Consider the following 23,271-nt stretch of genomic DNA (forward strand, 5'->3'; position numbering starts at 1 on the left):
TGTGGCATATGAGGAAGACAGGTCTTTCTATTTCTATGGAATATGTAGAAAATATTGCCTGACTATCCTGATGGTCTAGAACCTTAGATTGCCGCCCGTTCCGGCCCTTCGTGATCGGGAGCAGGTTTCCACCCCAGAGATGGAGCAACCGTCGTCGCAAGATCGGTGAGCAGTCGTATGTTTTCGGACAGTCCGAAAGCGGGAGGCAAAAAAAGAACGAGCTCATCTGCGGCCGCCAGTCCCGGATCGCTCAAAACCGCCTCTATGACTTCTTCCGGTGTACCTTGAAAGACCGGGGAAATCTGCGCGCCAACAGGCGGGCCGGCAGGGGCCAGCGCACCCTTCGGGCGTGAGGCGGCAATTCCCACCGTGCGACGCTCAAGGTCGTAAGCCGCGTATTTCTCACGCAGCTCCGGGGTGGTGCCAACGAGAATGGAAGCGGCAACAGCGACCGGGGGTGGCGTCGTCTTCCAGATGCGGAGCCAGTGGGTGCGATAGGCATCAATGATCCGCGCCTGATATTGACCGAAAGTCTCGCCTTCTGCCTGATCGTGAAGGACGGTCCCGGAAATCAGGCCAATCCCAAGTTCGGCGGCCTGTATTGCTGAATCGAGGCTGGCGGAGCCTTGTCGGATACGGCTGCGCAAGGTTGGGCTATGAGGGGTCACCCGCAACTCGGCTCCCGGAGGTGCACCAATGTCCCGCTCGGTAACAGTGTGCAAAACATCACCGGCAATGGCGGCGAGGAAACGCGACTGGCGTCGCTTTGCCTCTGTGCGGGCATCGGTATCGACGGTTCCGAAAACGGCATCGAACGCGCCGTTGGTCCCGGTCGAAATGGCAAGTTCAAGCCGACCGTCGATCAAGAGGTCGGTTGTTCCCGCCGCCTCAGCCAGGAGGATGGGGTCCTGATAACGCATCGGGATGACGGCGGAGCCAAGCGTGATGTGCCGCGTATGCTGGCCGACTGCCGCAAAGAAGGGTAACGGGGAAGAAAGATAGTGGTCGAAGTGACGCTGATAGGCCCAGCCTGACTGATAACCCAGCCTTTCCGCCTGCCTGAACAGCTCTATGCCCTGTCGCAGCCCCTGTGCCGGACCGTCATCGTCGTTGAACGACACGCGCGTATTGAAACCCAGCCGCTGTTTCGGTCGAAACAACGCGGGAAGGTCGCGGGAAGCTGCTGCAATATTCATGCGAGTTGCTCCTTCCGCAGAGCGCGCTGGACAGCGGGAGCGCGAACCGTTCCGGCAATGCCCGACGGGATGGAGTTCAGCAGCGACGCGGTATATTCGTGTCTCGGATTGGCGAATATCTCGGTGACGGCTCCATGTTCGACAATGCGTCCCCGCTGCATCACCGAAACGCTGTGCGCAAGTTGCCGGACGAGGGCGAGGTCGTGCGAAACGAAAACATAGGTCAGGCCGAGCTTCGCCTGTAGCGACAGCAGAACCTCGACGATATCCGCCTGAACGCTGACATCGAGTGCGGATGTGGGTTCGTCCAGCACGATCACATCAGGCTTGAGGACCAGCGAACGGGCGATTGCCACACGCTGACGCTGCCCGCCGGACAGGGCCGACGGTTTACGCTCCAGGAGGTGCTCGCTCAAGCCGACATTCGCGAGAGCTTCCTGTACGCGTTCGGATCGCTCTTTCGGCGTCCCGATCTCGAACCGGTCGAGTGGTTCACGGACAAGCTGCCCCACCTTCCACGTCGGGTCGAGGGACGTAAACGGGTTCTGGTAAACCAGTTGAAGATGCCGCCATACGGACCGCAGCGAAGCGCGGTTTTTGTTCGTGACGGTCTCGTCGGCAACCGTAATCGTGCCGCTTTCCGGCTCTTCGAGCCCCAGCAGCAGGCGGATCGTCGTCGTCTTGCCGGAGCCGGATTCGCCGACGAGGGCATGAGTCGTGCCCGCCGGAACCGTAAACGAAATATCGTCCACCGCAGTCAGGGTTTTGCCATCGACAGTGAAGCGTTTGGTGACGCCGCGGACGGCGATCTTTGGCGACTTGTCGCCATCAAGGAGGCTGAACCCCGGATCGCGGAATTTGGCATAGCGCTCCGGGTTGAGCGCGGGGACGTCGCCATGGAGTTTTTTGGCATAGGGTGAGGAAGGGGAGGAAAAAACCGCGGACGTCCTGCCTTTCTCCTGCACGACGCCGTTCTTCAGCACGACGAGATTATCCGCCCTTTCGGCCGCTATTGCGAGATCGTGGGTAATAAGAAGGAGGCTGATGTTCAGCTCATCCCGAAGACGGGAGAGGAGATCGAGGATGCGCTTCTGGATCGTTACGTCGAGTGCCGAGGTCGGTTCGTCCGCCACCAGCAGTGCAGGGCGCGGCAATATTGCCAGAGCGATCAGCACGCGCTGCAGCATCCCTCCGGACAACTGGTGCGGATAGGAATCGTAAACCCGTTGCGGATTGTCGAGACCCACCTTGGCGAAGGTTTCGAGAATAAGTGTCCTGCGGATCGCTGGATTGGTCTCTTCCATCAGCGCTGCCGCTTCCAGCGCCTGGGAGCCGATTGTTCTCACAGGATTGAGAGAGTTGCCGGGATCCTGCGGCACGAAGCCGATTTCACGGCCGCGAAGCGGCCTGAAGCGGCGTTCTGGCAATGCGAGAATGTTCTGCCTGTCGAAAATAACCTGCCCTGTGGCGTTTGCGCCGGTGGGGAGAAGCCTCAGCACGGCTTTCGCGATGGTCGATTTTCCAGAACCGGATTCTCCGATGAGGGCGAGGCTTTCGCCACGTCCGATTTCGAAGCCGACATTATGGACGACCTCCTGCCGTCCGTAGGACACGGCAAGATTTTCGACCTTGAGAAGGGGTATCGCGTGTTGTGGAGACGCAGCCCCGAACTCGGGAAGGATTGGCGCTGTTTTCAGTGCGATTTGCGAAGCCATCGGCTGATCCTGTTGACAGAGAGGACGGTCACGATCGTAACGAACGCGGGCGCATAAACGAGCCAGGGCCATTTGAGGTAGTCCTTGCCGATTGAAATCAGCAGGCCCCAGTCGGAAGAAGGCGGAGGGTCGCCGTAGCCGAGGAAGGCGAGGCTGGCGATCACCAGAATGGACTCGCCGAATTGCAGCACGGCAAGCGGCAGCATCGAGCGGGACGCATTTGGAAGGACGTGTCTGAGAACGATGTAGCCGCGCGAGCCACCCGAGAGAAAAGATGCCTCCACGAAGGTCGCCTGACGTGTCTTGATAACCTCGGAGCGTGCCACGCGGGCGAAGAAGGCAATGGCCGATATGCCTGTCGCAATCGCTGCGTTGATCGTTTCGAAGCCGATGGCCGTGACGATGATGACCGCGAGCAGGAACTTCGGGATGGAGAGCAGCACGTCGACAAAACGCGCAAAGACGATATCCACCCAGCCGCCGAAAAATCCGGCGAGCAAACCGATCACACCACCGATGAAGACACCGATGACGACAGCGACCAAAGCGCTCGATACGGATGAAGCCGTGCCATAAACGACCCTTGTATAGAGATCACGCCCGAGATGATCGGTGCCGAACCAGTGCGCAAAACTGGGCGCAAGAAGCTTGTCGGCCGGGACACCGTTGATCGGGCTCTGGCTGGTGAACAGTTGCGGCGCAATCGACCAGGCGACGACGATTGCGATGACGAGGAGGGAAAGGGCAACCGTTGGAGTAAGGTTGAGAGCTCTCAGCTTCTCGAACGGATTGCTGCCGGAAACCGGGCTGGAGATAAGGCTCATGGTTTGGCCCCCGTTTCAAGGCCAAGCGGCGTGTCGTCGATGGTTGCCAGACGACGTTTCCGGCCAACGATAATTTTCACCCGTGGATCGAGCAGCGGATAGAGAAGATCGGCGATGAGGTTGACGACGACGAACACCACGGCTCCAAGCGAGACGATGGCCTGCAGGACGGGCAGGTCCTGCGTGCTGACGGAGCGCTGGACGAGACTGCCGATACCGGTACGGCCGAACACGGTTTCCGTGATCAGCGAGTTGCCCAGAAGCTCGCCCACGGTAAGGGCGATAACGGTCACCACCGGTAGCGAAGCGGGCTTGAGCAGATGTGTAGTGAAAAGTCGTTTCGGCCCGATGCCGCGGCTGCGGGCAACCGCCGCGTAATCCTGTTCCGCTTCATGATCGAGATTGGCGATCAGCACTTCCGCGATCTGTGCGGAAAACGGTATGCCGATGGTGATCGCCGCAAACAGCGTCGCCCAGAAGCTGTCGGGCTCGATGACCCGGAACAGCCGGAGCTGAAACCCGAAAAGGTGGATCAGAAACAGGCCGATGACGAAATTGGGCGTCGACAGGAACAGCGAAGGGAATGCCCGCAGCAGCCCCTGCCCATATCGTTTCGGCACGACCTGTGTGCCATAGGCAACGGCGAAGGCGAGGATCAACGCAACCGTGAGCCCGGCGGAGGCCAGTACCAGCGTCGATGGCAGCACCTCGGCGATCAGGGTCGAGACGGGTCGATTGGAGCGCATGGAGATGCCGAGATCGCCCGTCAGGAATGCCGACAGGGAGTGCCAGAGCTGCACGATGATCGGCCTGTCCAGCCCCTGTGCAGCAATGATTTCGGCGATTTCTTGCTCGGTGAAACCGTTCTGCGGGTTGCGCAGAACGCTGGTGATCGGGTCGCCAGGCAGGACGCTGACGACGACGAACGTGAAGACATAGGCCAGAAGGATGACGACGATCGCCTGGCCGAGCCGCTTTGCGGCGTAGGTTAGGTAGGCATTGCTCATGCCGTCACCTCCTTGACGTTACTTGGTGGGCGCTGGCCTCATTCGGCAATGAACGCTGTGTAGTAGCTGGCGTAAGCGACGCCGTTATAGACTTCGCCCTTCAGCTTCGGCGATTGCACGTAAATGCGCTGGACGATTTGGGTGCGTGGTATGAAATAGCCCTGTTCCAGCACGTATTTTTGCAGGCCGTCCAGAAGAGGCTTTCGTTCCTCGACCGAACCCGCGCCGGCGATTTTGTCACGCAGGTCGTTGAGCTTTGCATCACGCTCATCCAGCGCGAACCAGTTCTCGCCATTGTTGGCGTTGGTCAGGATGCTGGCGACCGTGCCGGCATCGATGAAGCTGCGCGTGACTTCATATGCGGGAACTGCGGCGCCACCGAATTTGACCTTCTCGCCATAGGTCACGACATCATAAGCCCTGATGTTGACCTTCCATCCGAGCCTGCCAAGCTGCTGGGCAATCAGTTCATCGACGGATTTCGAAGTTGCCAGATAGGGATTGGAATGGATCGTCAATTCCAGCGGCTTGCCGTCTTTCACCCGAACGCCGTCCGCGCCCTTGGCCCATCCGGCTTCGTCCAGAAGCTTCTCCGCCCTGTCCGGATTGTAGGCGAGGAGATCGCTATGATCGGTCGCGCCGGGGACGTTGCTCTGGATGAACGACGTCGCAAGCTTCCAGTCCTGCGTATAGACGGTGTCGATGATTTCCTGGCGATTGATGCCTGCCTGGAGTGCCTGACGCACCTTCGCATCATCATAGGGTTGAAGCTTGGTGTTGACCGCCCAGCCGTTGACGAAGCCGAGATAACGCGGCGTCGCGACGGTAAAGCCTTCCTCCTTGAGTGATTTCAGTTCCTGGGGCGAGGCGTTATAGGCGACGTCCGCCTGACCGGACTGAACCGAAGCGACGCGAAGGGATGGTTCCGACACCAGCTTGTAGGTGATGGTATCGAGATAGGCGGGTCCGGTATGGCCGACTGCGGCGGGGCCCCAATTATAGTCCTTGCGCTTGACCAGAGTGACATGGTCGCCCTCTTTCCAGGACTCCACCACATAAGGTCCGCTGCCGGCGGTTTTGCTGAGGTCTGCCTGCTGGCTGGCAGGCTGGGCGATGCTTTTGGGAGAGATCAGGATGGAACCGTGATAGCCAAGGGTCGGAATGAAACCGAGCGTGGGCTTCTTGAAGACTACCTTGACCGTCGTGGCATCGACCGCTTCCGCGTGATCATAGGTCTTGGGGAAAAGGCCGATCGGGTTGATCCCCTCGTTCTTGCGGCCGGCATACCAGATGTCGAGATTGGCGACGACGGCCTTCGCATCAAGCGGTTCGCCGTCGGAGAAAGTCACGCCGCTTTTGAGGTGCAGGGTGAATTCCGTTGCGGTGTCGTTCTGCTCCCAGCGTTCGGCAAGCCAGGGGCTGACCTTGCCTTCGGCATCGACGTAAAGCAGCTTATCCGTAACATGACCCCAGATGTGGCCCTGGAAACTGGAGATGGCGCTGTTGTTGGGGATCCACGTGTCGCCCAGTGAATCGATCAGAAACGTGATGTCACCGCCATCGCGCGGCGTATCTGCCGCCAGTGCGCTCAGAGGTGCCAATGTCGATAAAAACAGCGAGGCCGAGACCGCCAAGGAGGCTGTGAAACGCAGCCGGCGACGCGACAGGGAGAATGAGAAAGAACGTTTTGTCATGGTATGATCCTGATAAATTCAAAGTTTTTTTCGTTGCAATTTCTGCATCTACTGCGGACGGACTGCTGCTGCCATCGGCACAACGCACGTCAAACCGTTGCCGCACCGGCTTTTCAGCCGGGCGGGAGAATGCTGGAGTTCATTGATGATCGGGTTGGGCGTCGCGGGGTTAGCGAGCGGCTTCCGGAAGCCTGCTTGGCTGAGGAGCGCGCCCGCTTCTACATATTCCAGTCATGACGCGGTCCCTCGTTGCGGTGTTCATCTTGCCCATAACCTAGCAGTCAGGCGTGAGGGAGAAAGACTGGTTGTTCTTTTTCTATCGATTTAGTGAATTATTTTATCGCCATTTTGCCGACAGTTTGGATTGGTGTTTCAGGCGCCCTTAAATTGCCGTCTCGCGCCGGTGATTGATGATGGCCCGGCGCCGAAGATGCCGTGTCACGCGGGGCAAATGTCATGACTTCGAAAATCCTGACCGGCGGCAAATCACCGGTAAAAAGCTCAATCTCCACCCTGGCGATCTGGCCAGTCGACCCCTGAGACAGTTTCGAAGTGCCGATGTCGCGGGTCAGGATATTGGGGTTGCCATGGATGCAGATGGCATTGTCGTCAGCGGAATCCTGCGGCTCGAACCATGCGCCGGTGGCAAGCTGCATCACCCCCGGCATGACGTCCTCACTGACGATGGCGCCAGCGAGGCAGCTGCCGCGCGCATTAAAAAGCCTGACGACGTCGCCGTCAGATATTCCGCGGGCCGCGGCATCGGCCGGATGGATGCGGACAGGCTCCCGATCCCTGATCTTGGTCGAACGGCTGAAATCGCCATAGTCCAGCTGGCTGTGCAGACGTTGATACGGCTGATTGCAGACGAGGTGCAGGGGATGCAGGCGGGCGTCATCGGGCGTCTCCATTCTTGGGGGATACCAGCGCGGATGACCTTTGCAGTCCTCATAACCGAAACCCTCGACCGTTTCGGAATAAATCTCGATCTTTCCTGAAGGTGTCGGCAGCGGCTCCGTCCCGGGACCCTGAAGGAAAGCGCGCGCCGGGCCACCATCGTCGGGTTTAACCGGAAGAAGCAGTTCCCCCCGCTCCCAGAAGGTTTCAAAATCGGGCGCGTCGTGGCCGCCCGCAGCAAGCACCTGACGGGTCGTTTCGTACAGGAAGGCGAGCCATTCTCTGCTGCTGCGGTTTTCGGTAAAGGCATCGAACCTGCCAAGTTCCCGCGCAATCCCGGCGAATATCTCATAATCGTCGCGTGCTTCGCCGACAGGGGCGATCAGGCGCTTCATGGCGATCATCAGGGGATCGCGATCGGCGGCGCCGATGTCGTCACGCTCAAGCGTGGTCGTGGCGGGCAGCACGATATCGGCATGTCGCGCGGTCGAGGTCCAGGCGGACTCGTGGACGATGATCGTTTCGGGACGCCGGAAAGCGGCCCGCAACCGGTTGATATCCTGATGATGGTGAAACGGATTGCCACCCGCCCAATAGACAAGCCGGATATCAGGATAGCGGAGTGCGTTTCCATTGTAATGAAACTCGGTGCCGGGATTGAGCAGCATATCGGCGATGCGCGCACAGGGAATATAGTCCGGCACGGGATTTTTGAATTGCTGCAGCGTTGGCAAGGGAACGGCGGGAAGGTTCTTGCCGATATTGCCCAATGCGCCAAGGGAATAGGAAAATCCGCCGCCGTCCAGTCCGATCTGGCCAAGCATGGCGGCAAGGACAATGCCCATCCACACCGGCTGTTCGCCATAATCGGCCCGCTGCAGCGAATGGCTGACCGTGATCAGGGTTCTGGAACTGGCCATCTTTCGCGCCAGCTTGCGGATCGTCTCCGGGTCGATGTTGCAGATCGCGGCCGCCCATTCGGGGCTTTTATGCTGGCCGTCCTCCCTGCCAAGAAGATAGTTCTCGAACCGATCATATCCAGCCGTATAACGCTCCAGAAACGCCCGGTCGTGCAGTCCTTCCGCGACGAGGACATGAGCAAGCCCGAGCATCATCGCCGTGTCCGTACCGGGAATAATGGGAAGCCACTCGGCATTCAAATCACCCGGAAAATCGTCTGCCAACGGGCTGATGAATGTGAAATGCGCACCGCGAGCGCTCGCGCCGGCCAGTTTCTGCCGTACGGAATGCGTGCTGATCCCTCCACCGTGGACATCGGCGTTCTTGATCGCCATTCCACCGAAGGCGAGCACCAGCTCGCTGCTGCGTTCGATCGCGTCCCAGGTCACGCTCTTGCGGTCGAAGCTGTCATACGGTCCAAGCACATGGGGGATTATGACCATGGCAGCGCCGGAACTATACGTGTTGACGGACCGGACATATCCGCCAAGGACGTTCAAAAAGCGGTGAATCTGGCTTTGTGCGTGATGAAACCGGCCGGCACTCGACCAGCCATAGGAGCCGCCGAACACCGCGCTCGGGCCATGACCGTCATAGACCCTTTTCAGCTCATCCGCGACCAGCTTCGTCGCTTCGGCCCAGCTGACCTCGACGTAATCGTCAGCGCCGCGTCGCTGCGCGTGGCCGGTCTCGCGTTCAAGCCAGCCCCGCCGGACGGCAGGCCGTTTGATGCGAACGGGGCTGTCGGCAATCGCTGGAAGATTGCCCAGAAGCGGTGATGGATGCGGGTCACCGGGGTGGGGCTCTATCTCCAGTCGCCCATTTGCAAAGCGTCCGGAGAATGCACCCCAGTGGGAACTGTGAGTCTTGAAGGAATTCATCGCATGGCCTCACGATCATGGATTGCAACGTGGCAATTCTATTTCGGCAGGATTTTCCCCGGATTCATGATGCCGGCAGGGTCGACCGCATGTTTGATGAGCGCCATCAGATCAACCGCGTCGCCATGTTCCTCGCGCAGATAAGCGATTTTCCCGGTGCCGACGCCGTGTTCGCCGGTCGAGGTACCGCCGACAGAGAGGGCATATTGCACCATCTTCTTGTTGATGGCCGCCACTTCGCCGAGCTCTTCCGCATTGCCGGGATCGACCGCGAAGACGACATGATAATTGCCGTCGCCGACATGGCCGAGAATAGCCGCCGGCACGCTGCAATCCTTCAGAAGTTCGCGGGTCTTTAATATGCAATTGCTGAGCTGGGAGACCGGGACACAGACATCCGATGACCAGCCTTTGGCGTTTGGCCTCTGCGATACGACGGCATAAAACGCGTTATGCCTCGCTTTCCAGAGACGATTGCGCTCTTCGGGTGCATTGGCCCACTCGAAATCCTTGCCGCCATGTTCCTCCACGATGGCGGATACCATGTCGACCTGTTCCTGAACGCCGGCGGGTGAGCCATGAAACTCGAAAGCCAGCGTGTCCTCGATCTCCAGGTCCAGCCCGGAATAGGCGTTGACGGCCCTGATCAGGCCACGGTCCATAAGCTCCATGCGGGCGACCGGGATGCCCAGCTGCACGACCTGAATGGCTGATGCCACCGCCTGTTCGACGTTCTCGAAAGAGCAGAGCGCCGCCGAGATGGTTTCCGGTATTCCGTAGAGACGAAGCGTTATTTCGGTGATGATCCCCAGCGTTCCTTCCGAGCCTACAAACAGCCGCGTCAGATCATATCCGGCGGAAGATTTTCTGGCGCGACCGCCGGTTCTGATGATCTGACCGGTCGGCAGCACCACGGTCAGCCCGAGCACGTTTTCCCGCATCGTTCCGTAGCGGACGGCATTGGTGCCCGAAGCGCGGGTTGCGGCCATGCCGCCAATCGAGGCGTTTGCGCCAGGGTCGATGGGAAAGAACAATCCCATGTCGCGCAGATATATGTTCAACTGCTCCCGCGTGACGCCGGCCTCAACCGTGCAATCCAGATCCTCACTGCTGATACGGGTTATCGTCGACATCCGCGAAAGGTCGATTGAGACCCCGCCATTGACAGCCGTCAAATGCCCCTCGAGCGAAGTGCCGGCGCCGAAAGCGATGACGGGCACCCCTTCCGCTGCGCATAGCCGCACGATCTCGGATACTTCGGAGGTGGTTTCAGCGAAAGCGACCGCGTCGGGAAACACGGCTGCATGATGCGCTTCGCCGCGCCCATGCTGCTCGCGCAATGTCAGGGACGTTGAAAGACGCTCCCCGAGGAGGTCCCCCAGGGATTGGATGAGAGAAGGGGATAGTTCAGGCATAGGAAGATTCCGTGGGAGCCAGGCAGCAAAATGCCACGACAGACTTACAAACGTTGAAGGCGAAGCGCGCGCCCGGCGGAACGCCAGACTGTCTCCGCCATCTGGCGGTGATATCAGGCGGCGAGCTTTTCGCCCCTGAGATGACGCTCTAGGAATGGAAGGCTATCCTGCCCCCAGTAGAGTTCATCCTGATAGCGATAGGTCGGCACGCCGAACACGCCGGCTGTCCTGGCGGCTTCGAAGCTGGCCTTTTGCAATGCTGCAACCGCATCGCTTTGGCCGTGTTTGTCGAGCGCTGCAGCATCAAAGCCTGCGGCTGTCGCAATGGCCCCGCGGACATCTGCGTTGCCGATGTCTTCACCACGAACCCAGAAGGCCTCCTGAAGCGCAACCGCCAGCTTGAGCCAGTCATCGCCCGTCTCGATCGCCGCCGCGACCATCAGGCCGGCGGGTGCGGGATCCGAGAGAGCTGCGCGATTGTCGAAATTGAGCACTTTTTCGCGCAATGCCGCCCAGCGCTTCAGATCCCTGATCCAGTAGGCGCGTCTGGCCTCTGGCCGGTTTCGTGAATAAATGCCGCCGTTCTCCTCGATCAGCGGAATGACATGAGGGCGGATCGCGGCACCCTGTTCTTTCGCCAGCGCAGCAAACGGTTCAAGACCGATGAAGGCCCAAGGGGAGCCGATGCTAAAAAAATAATCGATCGTCTTTGTCATTATCTGCTGCTTTCAGTTGGGTTGATTGGTGGAGGCGGCGGCCGTGTCGAAGACGGAGAGAGCACAGTCTCGCGCAATCAGCACTGCTTTGGGATCGCGTCCGACGGCGACGGTTGCCAGTGCCCCTTCGTAGAGAAGGGAGAGATGGGCAGAGGCAATCTCCACCGTGCTGCCGGCTCTTGCCAGGACAGCGGCAAACACGTCCCTGACCTTCGCCTTATGGGCACGCGCAACGACCACGACGCGTTCGGATTCGCCATGTTCCGCAACCGCAAGAGCGAAGGCGCAGCCGCGAAAATCCGGGCTATCGGCCTTTTCGTGGAGTTGCTCGAAGATCAACCGGATCTGCTCCTTCGGAGCCATGTCCTCCTCCAGTACCTTCTGAAGCGAGTATATCACTCGCTCGTGCCGCGCCTGCAGATAGGCCGCAACTAGATGATCCTTTGACGGGAAATGCCGATAAAGCGTCGCCTTCGCAACATTTGCTTCTTCGATGATCCGATCTATGCCGACGGCCCGGATGCCCTCGCGATAGAAGAGTGTGCCAGCGGCGGTGAGGATATGGTCTGATATGGCTTCTCGCATTATCGTTTCACACTGTCGTTTCAAAAGTCGCGCTGATACGGATTGCCGGTCATGAAGTGACGGCAGGACTGGCATGCGCCGCCCGGTCCGGGGCGGCGATGAGAGACGTGATCGCATCGAGCGGCAGCGGCTTTGAAAACCCGCCCTGATGTGCCAGCTTTCCGGCAAGCGTTTGCACGGCTTCGTTATAGGGCGTCGGAACGCCGTGAATCCGGCCCAGCAGAACGATTTCGCCGTTGAGGAAATCCACTTCGCTCGAGGCTCCGCGCCTGAATCTCTGCCAGGTCGATTGCTGGCCCGGGTGAATTCCGCTGTTCGGCGCGACCCGCCAGTTCGAGATGTCGAGGCTTCGCTCGGAAGGCGAGGCAAGGGTGTAGCCTGCCGCTTCCAGCACATGGCGGGCCTCATCCACCAAAGCCGTGCTGATCCTGTCGTTCAGATCGGCCGGACCGTCGAACAGTTCCAGGGCATTGCGAACGTTGTGAAGGAGCTTTGCTGCTTTCCATCGGCGGATATCGTCGCTTGGCTCAGCAAGATATCCCGCCCTGTTCAGGTCTGCCGTGACCTGCGCGGTCACGTCATCCTGCCCGAGCGGAAAGCGCCCGACTGTCACGATGCCCAATTGCGGCTCGCCGCCAACCACCACCTTGCCGGTTTCGGTGAACCGCGCCGGGGTCAGAATGCTTGCGCCATAGACCCTGGAAAATGTTCTCAGGGCATTTGCTTCGGTCGCCAGTCCATTTTGAAAAGTTACGATCGGAAGATTTGCCGCCGCCGGTGTCGTTGTGTTCGAGACGCTTTGCCAGGACCAGAAGGCGAGCGCGCTGACGGCATCCTGCGCTTTCACGGTGAGCAAGAGGACATCATCCGGCGTCAATTCCGGAATATCTGTCAGGTCGAAAACCCTCAAATCGATCTGCCGCGTCTCCGAGGGGCGCTGAAAGGTGAGGCCATGCTGCCTGATATGGCTGATCTGGGCGCCCCGTCCGAAAAGTGCATAGTCAATGCCGGAAAGTGCGAACTGCGCTGCAAGGCTCGCGCCCACCGCACCGGCGCCGATGATAACGTAACGTGGCATCTGTCGTTTCTCGTCTTGTCTTTTTCGCGCTCCGGATTTCCCGGAGAGCTTGGCTGCTGATAGGTTCGGCGCTCTGTGCGGATAGCAATTGAGGATCGCGGTAACACACGGTTCAAAAGCACTCTGGGACAGATCGTAAAGCCTGCGAGCAGTATGAAGGAAGACCGGTCATTCTATATCTACTAATTTTGTAGAAAATCAGTTCCCGAAATCGGCGATTTCGGGAGAGATTGCGCTGCCCCTGGCCGGCGCTTCGCATTGCCGAGCCGGAGGCGCGTCAGCGTTCAATACCGTCAGCCGCAACGGAGTTTATTTGATGCCGAAACCGAGGCGACGCAATGTCTGGCTCAGTTCCGCGCGGCCCTTCAGCGCGGCGGCGTTCTCCACACGTTGGGCGATGGGCGCCGTCCAGCCGTTTTGCTGCAGGCCCTGTTTTTTCTGAAACACCTTCAAGACCTCATCGTAAGAATTGAGATCGTCGCGTGCCGGTTCCGAATAGGTTTCATGAAACAGAATGGATGATTGCGACAGGCGCGGTTTGACATCGGTTTTCACCGCCGGGTCGGGATAGCCGACCGTCAGGTCAAAGACGGCAATCGTCGCGGGAGGCAGGTTCAGTTCGCGGGATACGTCTTCCGGCCTGTTGCGAATGCCGCCAACGTAGCAAGAGCCGAGACCGAGTGAATCGATTGCGGCAACGGCGTTTTGCGCGGCCAGCCGCGAGCTGCCGGTTCGATTCCTATGCAAGAGCTACTGGGTTGGTAGTAGCATGCTTTGCGGCTTAACGTGGTCCCAGACACCATGCTTTCGGAATGCCTTAAACCAGACAAATGCATGGCTCATCGCCGAGGAAACCCTTGACAGAATGAGGTCACGAAAAAGCTGGGACGCGCGTGCACCTTGATCTACGCATTCCGACGCATGGGTTTACGCCTCAGTTGCCCCTCGGTTTAACAGAGACTGTTGCGGTCCTCCCCGCAATCAGGTTGACCGACTTCGGAACGTCGTCGATCTCGATCCGCACCGGAACCCTCTGGGCCAGACGGACCCATGAAAATGTCGGAGCAACGCTAGCTAGCGAGCCTGCAGAATCGCTTCGCTCACGATCCTCAATCCCGGCGGCAACACCTGCGACATGGCCGATAATCGGTTGCTGTTCTCCCATGATCTCGATCTTCACGCGATCTCCGACGTGGATCCGCGGGAGTTTCGTTTCTTCAAAATACCCCGCAACGTAGATGGCGTCACTTTCGATTAGCACCCCGACCGCATTTCCGGCGGAGACATAGGTGCCCCGACGTAAAGGGAAGTTCGTGATTTTGCCCGAGACTGGCGCTTTCACGGTTGTCCGGTCAAGGTTCAGCTTCGCCAGATCAAGGGCGACGATCGCCGATTGGTAAGCGGCGTCTGCCTGGTGCCGCAGGCTTTCTGCGTGCTGCCGCTCCTTGAGGCTGGCGGCTTCTTTAGAGGCGAGCAGTTGATATCGTTCGAATTCGATCTTCGCCAGATCCGCTGCGGCCTTACTGCTCCGCACTTGGGCCTCTGCCTGGCGTAGCGAGAGTTCGAAACGGTCTGCTTCGATCCGAAACAGGGGCATCCCTTTTTCGACTTGCGCGTTGTCGGATACTAAAACCTCTGTGACGGGTCCCGACACATCTGGTGCCAGACGAACGATATCTGCCCGGATGTGAGCGTCGCGTGTCCACGGCGCTTCCATGTAGAAAGACCACAGGTGCCAGCTTAGTACCGCTGCGCAACATGCCATGGATAAGGTCAACAGGGCTCTGCCCAAGGTGATGGTAAAATTTGTCATGTCTGCAACCAGTTGAGAATAGCGGAAAGCACGCCAAGGAGGGTGATATAAAGCGCGAGGTTGAACAGCGAGCGATGCCACACCGCTGAATAAAGCCCCAGCCTGCCGAACACCGGTATGAGTACCCGGAGCAGACCGTATGCACACACCGCGAGCGCGGATAACCAAGGCAGGAAGACACCATAGAGGTCGAATTGTCCGGTCACTTGGCATTCCTATTCGATGGGGAGGTTGTCGAAACCGGAGGATCCGTCTCCGGTGCAAGGCACAGACGAAGAGCGGCCGCGTGCACCATGAGTTCCGTGTCGGCGTCCGTTACGCAGAGGTCCGCGGTTGAAAGAATAAAGGCGTCCAGCATACCAAGTGCACGCTCCATGGCCTCGCCACGCTTGGCGGGCGTCATCCGATACAAGAGCTCCAACGCCGAGAAGATAACTTCGGCCTGGACACAAACAGGTATCGAGGCTTCATCTAAGCGCACCTGCATTGCCGTTATGTGCAGCCCCGCGCGCAGGTCCCTTATCAGGTCGGCATCGGAGGTGTCGGAGGTGGCAGGGAGTTTCGCCGCCCTGACTGCAAACATGCCTGCCACGTCGATGACGTGATGGCGCGTGACATGCGCGTCGGCATGCTGGCCCGCCGCGATCCCGGCAACATGCGCCCGTGTCACTGAGAAAAGCCTCCTGGCATTCGTCTCTGCTCTCACAGATCGAAAGATGCCGCACACCACGATCGCCCAGACCATCCCAAGAACAGTCGCGGTAGCCGAGTTTGCAAACGTCATGAAGTCGCTGCTCTGGTGTGCCTGAAGAGTAAGAAGAAGTGGAAAGTTTATACAAAGGCCCATGCCGACGATCGCAAGCGAAGGCACGGCAAGGCAAATCCCTGCAGGTATCAGGAAGAGGCCTAGTGCAGCGACAAGCGGCACAAAACCATCGATCGCCGGAAGGATCGCGAAGGCATAGACGGACGCAGCGATGACCGACCCTAGGGTGACGTACACGAATTTGCGCATGGCTGGCACCGGATCGTCCATCGTCGCCAGAAGGCAGCAAAGTACGCCTGAAATCTGGGCAAATGTCATGCCATCGGTCCATCCGCTGGCGATCCAGAAGGCGATTGATGTTGTTAGGCAGATCGCAACCGCCAGTGCCGAAAGTAACGCCATGGCGATGTCAGCGTGCTGGGCTGGGATGTTTTCCCGACACGCGAAGCGACCAACTGCCCTCGCTGCATTCTCTTCCTTCAAAGCGTCTCGAAGCGACTGATACTCATGAGAAACTTGAGCAATATCTCGCAAGTTCCGCGAAACATTGGCAAGAAGAAGCACTTTCCATGATCGAGTCGCTTCGACAAAGGCTGGCGCCTCGGTTTTGATCCCGAAGAATTCCGGGGAGCTTAATGATGTTGATCCGATCGCCGCAATCATCGACATGGCCTGCTCCGTGCCCGGAGTATCGAGCCTGGTCAATACCCTTCGCTGATCCTCGAGTTCGCTCAACAACGGAAGAATGGCGACCATGCGGTGCTGCAGTGACCTCACAAGCGAAACGGCAGCTCGATATCTCGACCCGTCATATCGAAGGTGGACTGTGAACGACCGCAGGTCCGCCGCTTCTGCCGCCAAGGCGTATCGTTCCGCTCTGTTTCGGGCTTGATCCGCCTTGGCGGTTGCAGTTGCCGCAAGGAGCGCCTGCGCCCTTGCCATCCAAGCATCGATCCGCCCGAGCAGTGCAGTGCCGACATGGACTGGAAAAACAACGTGGCTGACGATCGAGGCACACAGGATCGCAAGTCCGATCTCCTCGACCCGCGCAACGACAGTGTCAAACGTGCTTGCCGGCGCCGTGACAAGTGGAAATCCTGCGAGAAGCACGGTGTATCCGGCCAGCAGGGAAATATAGCTGCGGGGTGTGCGGTCAAGAAGGCTGATGAACGTGCATCCCGACACCCACAAGATAATCGCTGCGGAAAGCAGTGCGGGTGAGTTCACGAGATTTGGGACCATAATGATGGTCGCCCCGCCCCCGATCAGCGTTCCCAGCAGTCGATAGAATGATTTTGATGAGATGGCGCCCGAAAAGGGATGAGCAATGATGTAGACGGTTGAAACGGCCCAAAACGGTCGCGGCAGATCGAACCTTATCGCGATGTAATAAGCAAGCATTGCCGCAAGGAACGTAAGCCCACGGTGAGGGCCGTCTTGCGAGCTTGATGCGAACATCGGAAGTCCTAGTGCAAACACTAGGAGTAGTCCTATGACGAAGCATCCGATTGAAGTGATCACGTCTGTCGAGCGCCGTCGGCGCTGGTCTCGCGAGGACAAAGAGCGGCTAGTTGCAGCCTGCCTTGAGCCTGGTGCGGTTCTTTCCGAGATTGCCCGTGCGGCCGGCATCCACGTGAGCCAGCTCTTTCGGTGGCGCAAGGAACTCTGCCGAATCGAGGAACCGAGGCCTGATACGGCGAGCACGTTGGTGCCCGTGATCGTGTCGGAGGCCTCGCCGGCAGTCCAGCCCGCCGCCACGGAAACGCCAGTCGCGCCGCAACCCCGTCGGAAGCGTAGCGATGTGACGATTGAGCTGGGCCGCGGTCGCCGTGTCCGTGTGGACAGCGACATCGACACGGAGGCGCTCGGTCGCATTCTCGACTGTGTGCTGGGTCGGCGATGATCCCGGTCCCCGCTGGTGTGAAGGTCTGGCTGGCGACAGGCCATACAGACATGCGCAAGGGTTTCCCTGGTCTGTCACTGATGGTGCAAGAGACGCTGAAGCGCGATCCGATGTGCGGACACCTGTTCGTCTTCCGCGGTCGTGGCGGTGGCCTGATCAAGGTCATCTGGCATGATGGCCAAGGAGCCTGCCTGTTCACGAAGAAGCTGGAACGTGGACGCTTCATATGGCCATCGTCGGCCGATGGGACGGTCGTGATTACCCCTGGGCAACTCGGTTATTTGCTGGAAGGGATCGACTGGCGGATGCCGCAAAAAACCTGGCGACCGACGTCGGCCGGATAAGCAAAAACGCTGGAATCGCTGGATGGAATATGATTCCATCAGGTCATGGACGATGCGGCTGAACAGCTTCCCGACGACCTTGCCGGCGCACTTGCGGCCCTGGCGGCGGAGCGTGCTCTGCGGATTGCGGCCGAGGCAGAGGCCGCGACCGCCAAGGCAGAGGCCGCCAGCGCGAAGGCGCTCGTATCGCATTCCGAGGCGCTAATCGCGCGGTTGAAGCTGGAGATCGAGAAGGTCCGCCGCGAGCTCTACGGCAGCCGCTCCGAGCGCAAAGCGCGGCTTCTCGAACAGATGGAACTGCAGCTCGAGGAGCTGGAGGCTGATGCTGGCGAAGATGAACTGGCGGCGGAGATCGCAGCCAATGCCTCGACCGTCAGGGCCTTCGAGCGCAAGCGACCATCACGGAAACCGTTCCCCGAACATCTGCCGCGCGAGCGCGTCGTCATCGCTGCCCCGACGAGTTGCCCCTGCTGCGGCTCGGCCAAGCTGTCGAAGCTCGGTGAGGACATCACGGAGACCCTGGAGGTCATCCCGCGTCAGTGGAAGGTCATTCAGACCGTGCGGGAGAAGTTCTCCTGCCGCGAATGCGAGAAGATCTCGCAGCCGCCAGCACCCTTCCATGTGACGCCGCGCGGCTTTGCCGGCCCGAACCTTCTGGCGATGATCCTGTTCGAGAAGTTCGCCCAGCATCAGCCGCTCAATCGCCAGAGCGAGCGCTATGCCCGCGAGGGGATCGACCTCAGCATGTCGACGCTGGCCGATCAGGTCGGCGCTTGTGCAGCGGCCCTGAAGCCAATCCATTCGTTAATCGAGGCCCATGTCCTGGCGGCCGAGCGACTGCATGGCGACGACACGACCGTGCCGATCCTGGCGAAGGGAAAGACCGATACGGGCCGCATCTGGACCTATGTCCGGGATGACCGGCCGTTTGGCGGGCTGTCACCGCCTGCGGCTTTGTTCTACGCATCGCGAGACCGGCGACAGGAGCATCCCGAACGCCACCTGAAGACCTTCTCCGGCATTCTGCAGGCGGATGCCTATGGCGGCTACAATCCGCTGTTCAAGGTAGATCGCGATCCCGCGCCTCTGCGCCAAGCACTTTGCTGGGCACATTCACGCCGCAAGTTCTTCGTGCTGGCCGACATCGCCGCGAACGCCAAACGTGGCAGCAAAGCTGCGCCGATCTCGCCAATGGCATTGGAGGCCGTCAAACGGATCGATGCCCTGTTCTATGTCGAACGGGAGATCAACGGTCTTGCCGCCGAGCAGCGTCTGGAGCGCCGCCGCAAAGACAGCCAGCCACTCGCCGAAGAGCTGCATGATTGGCTCCAAACCGAGCGGGCAAAATTGTCGCGCAGTTCTCCCGTCGCCGAGGTGATAGATTACATGCTCAAGCGATGGGATGGCTTCACGTCATTCCTGGAAGACGGCCGGATTTGCCTGACGAACAATGCTGCCGAACGAGCGCTCAGAGGCTTTGCGCTCGGCAGGAAGTCATGGCTGTTTGCCGGATCGGATCGTGGTGCTGAACGTGCGGCGTTCATGGCGACACTGATCATGAGCGCCAAGTTCAATGACATCGACCCGCAGGCCTGGCTTGCCGACGTCCTTGCCAACATTGCGGACACGCCGATCAGCAGGCTCGAGCAATTGCTGCCGTGGAACTGGACACCCAAGACGCTGAGTGCTCAGGCGGCCTGACCTGCGGCCTTCGCCGGATGCTTACCAAGGAACGTCTTCAATGAAAAAATCACGTTCCCGGGGGTGACAAAGGTTCGAGCGCTCATAAGTCATCCACCGGGTGAGCGTCGACCTGCGTCGCGCCTCTGTCACCCCTGGAGGTGGTCAGTCCATAGAGTTCAGGCGAGACGTAGCAAAAAAACGGTGTCGCTAAGCATGCATGCATATAAGCATCCGACAGATCAGCGCGTGAAACGACCGACGGTGTCCGTGATCGGCGGGCAAACCAAACGCCAACTCTCTCAAGGAAGGTTTTTACGGCCATTCGCGCGATAGCTATGCGGCTGGCCCCGCGACCCACGCTGTCTGGAAGCATGATGCAATGCTTGGAATCACACGTCTGAGGCAATCGAATTTCTGTCTGAAAGATATCAGACCAGTATCCAGGCTCATGATGTTGCACCGACATTGTCGTTCTCCGAATTATCTGGAATGACTCTATCGACAAAGCCTGTTGATGAATTTAGATATCCTCTCAAATGATGACTAAATTCCACCATCCACCTTTATCCCTTTCTGCAGCCTTGGACGACCACGACCTAGAAAAGTCCGCGGCGCGAGTGCACGCTGTGAGGATCGATGTATCCCAGAACGAACGGGAGGCACCTGAACACCGCCACCAAAAAGGACAGCTTGTCATGGCCTCACGGGGCGGCGTGACCTGTCGCGTTCCAAGCGGGATGTGGATGGTGCCGCCCCATTGCGGCGTCTGGGTTCCCGGTGGCATGCCGCATAGCAACGTGGCAACCGCCAACGCCCGTTTGTTTTTTCTGTTCATCGAGCCGGGCGCTGCCGATCTGCCGGATCGGTGCTGCACACTGTCTCTATCACCGCTCATCCGGGAACTTATCATTGAGATGGCTAGTCAGCCTGCAGCAGTGACCGCAGATTCAGAACTCATGGCAACACTGCTTCTGTCGGCATTGCCGCAGATGCCGATAGAACATCTTCATCTCCCGCTTACAGATGAGCCCCGGCTTGTGCGGATTGCATCAGAGCTGGCCGACCACCCTGCCGATCGCAGTACGATGGCGCTATGGGCAAGGCGGGTCGGGATGAGTGAGAATTCGCTCGCACGTCTCGTCCAGCACCAGACCGGCCTCACATTCGGTCGTTGGCGACAGCAGCTGCAATTGATCGTCGCAATCCGTAGCCTTGCGGCCGGGTCGACAGTTCAGCAGGTTTCGGGCGACCTTGGATATGAATCCGTGTCTGCGTTTATCACCATGTTCAAGAAAGCACTTGGCACATCGCCAGCCAGATATTTAGGTAACTTTGAGCGGTAGCATCATGAAATTCAGCTATCACCTGAAAGGGGATAAAGCATGTTCACCCACGTCATGATCGGCAGTAACGACTTGGAACGATCCAGAAAATTCTACGACGCAACCTTTGTTGCCCTAGGGGGCAAGCCCGGCGAGATGGATGCGAGAGGTCGACTGATCTACGCTCATGAAGGAGGGCAGTTGATGATAACGAAACCGATCGACGGGAAGCCGGCGACCGCTGCCAATGGCGGAACGATCGGTATTGCGGCGACGACCCCCGACCATGTCGTGGCATGGCATGCCGCTGGTGTCGCACATGGCGGCATGGCAATCGAGAACCCGCCCACGGAACGTCCAAACGGTGCGTTCGTCGCATATCTTCGCGACCCCGACGGAAACAAACTTTCCGCGCGGACGCATCAGTTGAAATGAGGTTGCTCAGCGTCGCGCCTAGTGATCAAGGACGGGAGGGTGAGCGGGCGTGTAGCGTGGGTCTGGATCGCCTCTAAAAATACCGAATCGGAGGTTTTGCATTCCCAGCCTGAGTAATAAAGAGAATACATGCAGTCAGCATGTCGTCGGTATGTAGCTTCCCAAACCTGATTGATGATTTTGGCGGCTATGCGACTTTGTCTTGCGGCAGGAACAGATCATAGTGCTGCTACACGACGTCAGGCGTATCTTGAATGGCATAGCAACCGACCCGGGATTCACCACAAAGCGCCGCAGGAGGGACGTAAGTCCCAACCGGTAGCTGATTTAGGCGCCCTGTCTAGAAGACCTATCGGGGAACTCCCACTCCCGATCATCCGTTTATAACGATCCGCGATCTCGCTCCGGTGATACGAGACCTTTGGTTTCTCCAACCGATGAAGTGGAACTGATCATGCCAGGCACCAGTCAATTTGAACTTTCACGCCGGAATTTACTTATCTCTTCTGCCGCCACCGTCGCTGCCACCACTGTCACCAGGGCAGCGGCAGCCCAGTCCGCAGGAGAAACCATGAATCACATGTCAAACGTATCGCTGAAGGTCAACGGGCAAATCCGCGACCTAGAGGTTGATAATCGGACGACCCTTCTCGACGCTCTGCGCGAGCATCTTCACCTGACCGGCACCAAGAAGGGGTGCGATCACGGTCAGTGTGGGGCGTGCACGGTGATGGTCGGTGGACGCCGCATCAACTCGTGCCTTTCGCTGGCCGTGATGCACGATGGTGACGAAGTGACGACGATCGAGGGTCTCGGACAACCCGGCAATCTGCACACGATGCAGGCTGCGTTCGTCAAGCATGACGGCTTCCAGTGTGGCTACTGTACGCCAGGGCAAATCTGTTCCTCCGTGGCGGTGCTCGAGGAGATCAGGGCGAACGTCCCGAGCCACGTCACTGGCGATCTCAATGCGCAGACCACGATTAGCGAGGCGGAAATTCGCGAGCGGATGAGCGGCAACATCTGTCGCTGCGGCGCTTATTCCAACATCGTCGAGGCCATCGTAGAAGTCGCGGGGACAAAAGCATGAAAGCCTTCACCTACGAAAAGGCCTCATCTATTGAGGCTGCAACCAAGGCGGCCGTCTCGAACTCCGAGGCAAAGTTTATTGCCGGTGGCACCAATCTTCTCGACCTGATGAAACTTGAGATCGAGACGCCGACACATCTGATCGACGTGAATGGTCTCGGTCTCGACACGATAGAAAAGACGTCTGAGGGAGGCCTGCGCATTGGAGCGCTGGTTCGCAACACCAACCTTGCCGCCGACGTAACCGTCCGGCGCGACTATGGGCTCCTGTCACGCGCCTTGCTCGCTGGCGCTTCGGGCCAGCTTCGCAACAAGGCGACGACCGCAGGTAACCTCTTGCAGCGCACACGCTGTCCATATTTCTATGACACCGCACAGCCCTGCAACAAGCGCTCGCCGGGAAGTGGCTGTTCCGCCATCGGCGGCTTCAGTCGCCAGCACGCCGTGGTGGGGGTGAGCGACACCTGTATCGCAACGCATCCGAGCGACATGGCGATCGCCATGCGCGCACTCGATGCGCTCGTCGAGACCGTAAAGCCGGATGGCAGCCGCCGAACAATCCAGATCGCCGACTTCTATCGCTTGCCCGGCGATACGCCCGAAATCGAAACGGTCCTGGAGAAGGGCGAGTTCATTACCGCAGTGGTGCTACCGCCGGCGATCGGAGGAAAGCATATCTATCGCAAGGTCCGCGACCGAGCTTCCTACGCGTTCGCGCTGGTCTCTGTTGGTGCAGTCATTCAGCCGGACGGCACAGGGCGGGTGGCAGTTGGTGGCGTCGCTCACAAGCCGTGGCGCCTCGAAGCTGCGGACGAGGAACTCTCCAAGGGAGTAAAGGTCGCAGCGAACGCTCTCCTCGCCGACGCTCATCCTACCGAGCAGAACAAGTTCAAGATCGATCTCGTTGAGCGCACACTCGGCGCCGTGATCGCCGAAGCGAGAGGATGA

General features: G+C 59.1%; 21 protein-coding genes. 7 read left to right on the forward strand and 14 right to left on the reverse strand.

Annotated elements, in window-relative coordinates; all coding sequences use genetic code 11:
* Window positions 1–83: 83 nt before the first annotated feature.
* The 14 genes from CFBP6623_RS24850 to CFBP6623_RS24920 all read right to left on the reverse strand — a co-directional run bounded on the left by CFBP6623_RS24850 (window position 84) and on the right by CFBP6623_RS24920 (window position 17,005).
* The gene (locus tag CFBP6623_RS24850; RefSeq protein ID WP_003504238.1) at window positions 84–1,196 is read right to left on the reverse strand and encodes an LLM class flavin-dependent oxidoreductase; all 1,113 of its coding nucleotides are present in this window, start codon (window positions 1,194–1,196) and stop codon (window positions 84–86) included.
* Entirely contained in the window at window positions 1,193–2,911 is a 1,719-nt protein-coding gene (locus CFBP6623_RS24855) for a dipeptide ABC transporter ATP-binding protein (protein ID WP_080843168.1), read from the reverse strand. Before CFBP6623_RS24855 ends, CFBP6623_RS24850 begins: the two co-directional genes overlap by 4 nt.
* The gene (locus CFBP6623_RS24860; protein ID WP_080843169.1) at window positions 2,890–3,735 is read right to left on the reverse strand and encodes an ABC transporter permease; all 846 of its coding nucleotides are present in this window, start codon (window positions 3,733–3,735) and stop codon (window positions 2,890–2,892) included. Before CFBP6623_RS24860 ends, CFBP6623_RS24855 begins: the two co-directional genes overlap by 22 nt.
* Window positions 3,732–4,742: an ABC transporter permease gene (locus CFBP6623_RS24865; RefSeq protein WP_080843170.1), complete on the reverse strand. Its 1,011-nt coding sequence runs from the start codon at window positions 4,740–4,742 to the stop codon at window positions 3,732–3,734. The genes CFBP6623_RS24860 and CFBP6623_RS24865 overlap by 4 nt, the downstream gene beginning before the upstream one ends.
* A gap of 38 nt (window positions 4,743–4,780) precedes the next feature.
* The gene (locus tag CFBP6623_RS24870) at window positions 4,781–6,436 is read right to left on the reverse strand and encodes an ABC transporter substrate-binding protein (RefSeq protein ID WP_080843171.1); all 1,656 of its coding nucleotides are present in this window, start codon (window positions 6,434–6,436) and stop codon (window positions 4,781–4,783) included.
* 332 nt (window positions 6,437–6,768) lie between these two features.
* Window positions 6,769–9,174: a molybdopterin guanine dinucleotide-containing S/N-oxide reductase gene (locus CFBP6623_RS24880; RefSeq protein WP_080843173.1), complete on the reverse strand. Its 2,406-nt coding sequence runs from the start codon at window positions 9,172–9,174 to the stop codon at window positions 6,769–6,771.
* A gap of 38 nt (window positions 9,175–9,212) precedes the next feature.
* Entirely contained in the window at window positions 9,213–10,589 is a 1,377-nt protein-coding gene (locus CFBP6623_RS24885) for an FAD-binding oxidoreductase (RefSeq protein ID WP_080843174.1), read from the reverse strand.
* Window positions 10,590–10,702: 113 nt separating this feature from the next.
* A complete protein-coding gene (locus tag CFBP6623_RS24890) occupies window positions 10,703–11,305 on the reverse strand; it encodes a 2-hydroxychromene-2-carboxylate isomerase (protein WP_080843175.1) in 603 nt (200 codons plus the stop codon).
* A gap of 12 nt (window positions 11,306–11,317) precedes the next feature.
* A complete protein-coding gene (locus CFBP6623_RS24895) occupies window positions 11,318–11,890 on the reverse strand; it encodes a TetR/AcrR family transcriptional regulator (protein WP_080843176.1) in 573 nt (190 codons plus the stop codon).
* A 49-nt stretch (window positions 11,891–11,939) separates the two neighbouring features.
* Window positions 11,940–12,968 (reverse strand): ketopantoate reductase family protein, encoded by a 1,029-nt coding sequence (locus CFBP6623_RS24900; protein WP_080843177.1) that lies wholly within the window; start codon window positions 12,966–12,968, stop codon window positions 11,940–11,942.
* 309 nt (window positions 12,969–13,277) lie between these two features.
* Window positions 13,278–13,715, reverse strand: a complete 438-nt coding sequence (locus CFBP6623_RS24905) for a hypothetical protein (protein ID WP_232370466.1) — start codon at window positions 13,713–13,715, stop codon at window positions 13,278–13,280.
* Between the two features lie 187 nt (window positions 13,716–13,902).
* Complete coding sequence (locus tag CFBP6623_RS24910; protein WP_080843178.1) at window positions 13,903–14,781, reverse strand: efflux RND transporter periplasmic adaptor subunit; 879 nt, start codon at window positions 14,779–14,781, stop codon at window positions 13,903–13,905.
* On the reverse strand, window positions 14,778–14,987 hold the full coding sequence (locus CFBP6623_RS24915) for a DUF1656 domain-containing protein (protein WP_080843179.1): 210 nt from the start codon (window positions 14,985–14,987) through the stop codon (window positions 14,778–14,780). The genes CFBP6623_RS24910 and CFBP6623_RS24915 overlap by 4 nt, the downstream gene beginning before the upstream one ends.
* Entirely contained in the window at window positions 14,984–17,005 is a 2,022-nt protein-coding gene (locus CFBP6623_RS24920; protein ID WP_208613761.1) for an FUSC family protein, read from the reverse strand. The genes CFBP6623_RS24915 and CFBP6623_RS24920 overlap by 4 nt, the downstream gene beginning before the upstream one ends.
* Before the next feature lie 34 nt (window positions 17,006–17,039).
* Between CFBP6623_RS24920 and tnpA the strand changes: the two genes are divergently transcribed.
* The 7 genes from tnpA (at window position 17,040) to CFBP6623_RS24955 (ending at window position 23,271) form a co-directional block, all read left to right on the forward strand.
* Window positions 17,040–17,450 carry an IS66-like element accessory protein TnpA gene (gene tnpA, locus CFBP6623_RS24925; protein WP_080842790.1) on the forward strand — a complete coding sequence of 137 codons (411 nt, stop codon included), beginning with the start codon at window positions 17,040–17,042 and terminating at the stop codon, window positions 17,448–17,450.
* Entirely contained in the window at window positions 17,447–17,794 is a 348-nt protein-coding gene (gene tnpB, locus CFBP6623_RS24930) for an IS66 family insertion sequence element accessory protein TnpB (protein WP_080842789.1), read from the forward strand. Before tnpA ends, tnpB begins: the two co-directional genes overlap by 4 nt.
* A 45-nt stretch (window positions 17,795–17,839) precedes the next feature.
* Window positions 17,840–19,495, forward strand: coding sequence for an IS66 family transposase (tnpC, locus tag CFBP6623_RS24935; protein WP_233282618.1), 1,656 nt, complete (start codon window positions 17,840–17,842; stop codon window positions 19,493–19,495).
* 518 nt (window positions 19,496–20,013) lie between these two features.
* Window positions 20,014–20,820, forward strand: coding sequence for an AraC family transcriptional regulator (locus CFBP6623_RS24940; protein WP_137002593.1), 807 nt, complete (start codon window positions 20,014–20,016; stop codon window positions 20,818–20,820).
* A 39-nt stretch (window positions 20,821–20,859) separates the two neighbouring features.
* Entirely contained in the window at window positions 20,860–21,234 is a 375-nt protein-coding gene (locus CFBP6623_RS24945; RefSeq protein ID WP_080843181.1) for a VOC family protein, read from the forward strand.
* 442 nt (window positions 21,235–21,676) lie between these two features.
* Window positions 21,677–22,324, forward strand: a complete 648-nt coding sequence (paoA, locus tag CFBP6623_RS24950) for an aldehyde dehydrogenase iron-sulfur subunit PaoA (protein WP_175415507.1) — start codon at window positions 21,677–21,679, stop codon at window positions 22,322–22,324.
* A complete protein-coding gene (locus CFBP6623_RS24955; protein WP_080843183.1) occupies window positions 22,321–23,271 on the forward strand; it encodes an FAD binding domain-containing protein in 951 nt (316 codons plus the stop codon). The genes paoA and CFBP6623_RS24955 overlap by 4 nt, the downstream gene beginning before the upstream one ends.

Origin of the sequence: Agrobacterium tumefaciens (genome assembly GCF_005221385.1) — a bacterium.
GTDB lineage: Bacteria > Pseudomonadota > Alphaproteobacteria > Rhizobiales > Rhizobiaceae > Agrobacterium > Agrobacterium tomkonis.

Coding starts and splice junctions, on each gene's coding strand:
- CFBP6623_RS24850 (WP_003504238.1), bottom strand. CDS start 1,196: ATGAATATTGCAGCAGCTTCCCGCGACCTTCCCGCGTTGTTTCGACCG.
- CFBP6623_RS24855 (WP_080843168.1), bottom strand. CDS start 2,911: ATGGCTTCGCAAATCGCACTGAAAACAGCGCCAATCCTTCCCGAGTTC.
- CFBP6623_RS24860 (WP_080843169.1), bottom strand. CDS start 3,735: ATGAGCCTTATCTCCAGCCCGGTTTCCGGCAGCAATCCGTTCGAGAAG.
- CFBP6623_RS24865 (WP_080843170.1), bottom strand. CDS start 4,742: ATGAGCAATGCCTACCTAACCTACGCCGCAAAGCGGCTCGGCCAGGCG.
- CFBP6623_RS24870 (WP_080843171.1), bottom strand. CDS start 6,436: ATGACAAAACGTTCTTTCTCATTCTCCCTGTCGCGTCGCCGGCTGCGT.
- CFBP6623_RS24880 (WP_080843173.1), bottom strand. CDS start 9,174: ATGAATTCCTTCAAGACTCACAGTTCCCACTGGGGTGCATTCTCCGGA.
- CFBP6623_RS24885 (WP_080843174.1), bottom strand. CDS start 10,589: ATGCCTGAACTATCCCCTTCTCTCATCCAATCCCTGGGGGACCTCCTC.
- CFBP6623_RS24890 (WP_080843175.1), bottom strand. CDS start 11,305: ATGACAAAGACGATCGATTATTTTTTTAGCATCGGCTCCCCTTGGGCC.
- CFBP6623_RS24895 (WP_080843176.1), bottom strand. CDS start 11,890: ATGCGAGAAGCCATATCAGACCATATCCTCACCGCCGCTGGCACACTC.
- CFBP6623_RS24900 (WP_080843177.1), bottom strand. CDS start 12,968: ATGCCACGTTACGTTATCATCGGCGCCGGTGCGGTGGGCGCGAGCCTT.
- CFBP6623_RS24910 (WP_080843178.1), bottom strand. CDS start 14,781: ATGACAAATTTTACCATCACCTTGGGCAGAGCCCTGTTGACCTTATCC.
- CFBP6623_RS24920 (WP_208613761.1), bottom strand. CDS start 17,005: ATGTTCGCATCAAGCTCGCAAGACGGCCCTCACCGTGGGCTTACGTTC.
- tnpA (WP_080842790.1), top strand. CDS start 17,040: ATGACGAAGCATCCGATTGAAGTGATCACGTCTGTCGAGCGCCGTCGG.
- tnpB (WP_080842789.1), top strand. CDS start 17,447: ATGATCCCGGTCCCCGCTGGTGTGAAGGTCTGGCTGGCGACAGGCCAT.
- tnpC (WP_233282618.1), top strand. CDS start 17,840: ATGGACGATGCGGCTGAACAGCTTCCCGACGACCTTGCCGGCGCACTT.
- CFBP6623_RS24940 (WP_137002593.1), top strand. CDS start 20,014: ATGATGACTAAATTCCACCATCCACCTTTATCCCTTTCTGCAGCCTTG.
- CFBP6623_RS24945 (WP_080843181.1), top strand. CDS start 20,860: ATGTTCACCCACGTCATGATCGGCAGTAACGACTTGGAACGATCCAGA.
- CFBP6623_RS24955 (WP_080843183.1), top strand. CDS start 22,321: ATGAAAGCCTTCACCTACGAAAAGGCCTCATCTATTGAGGCTGCAACC.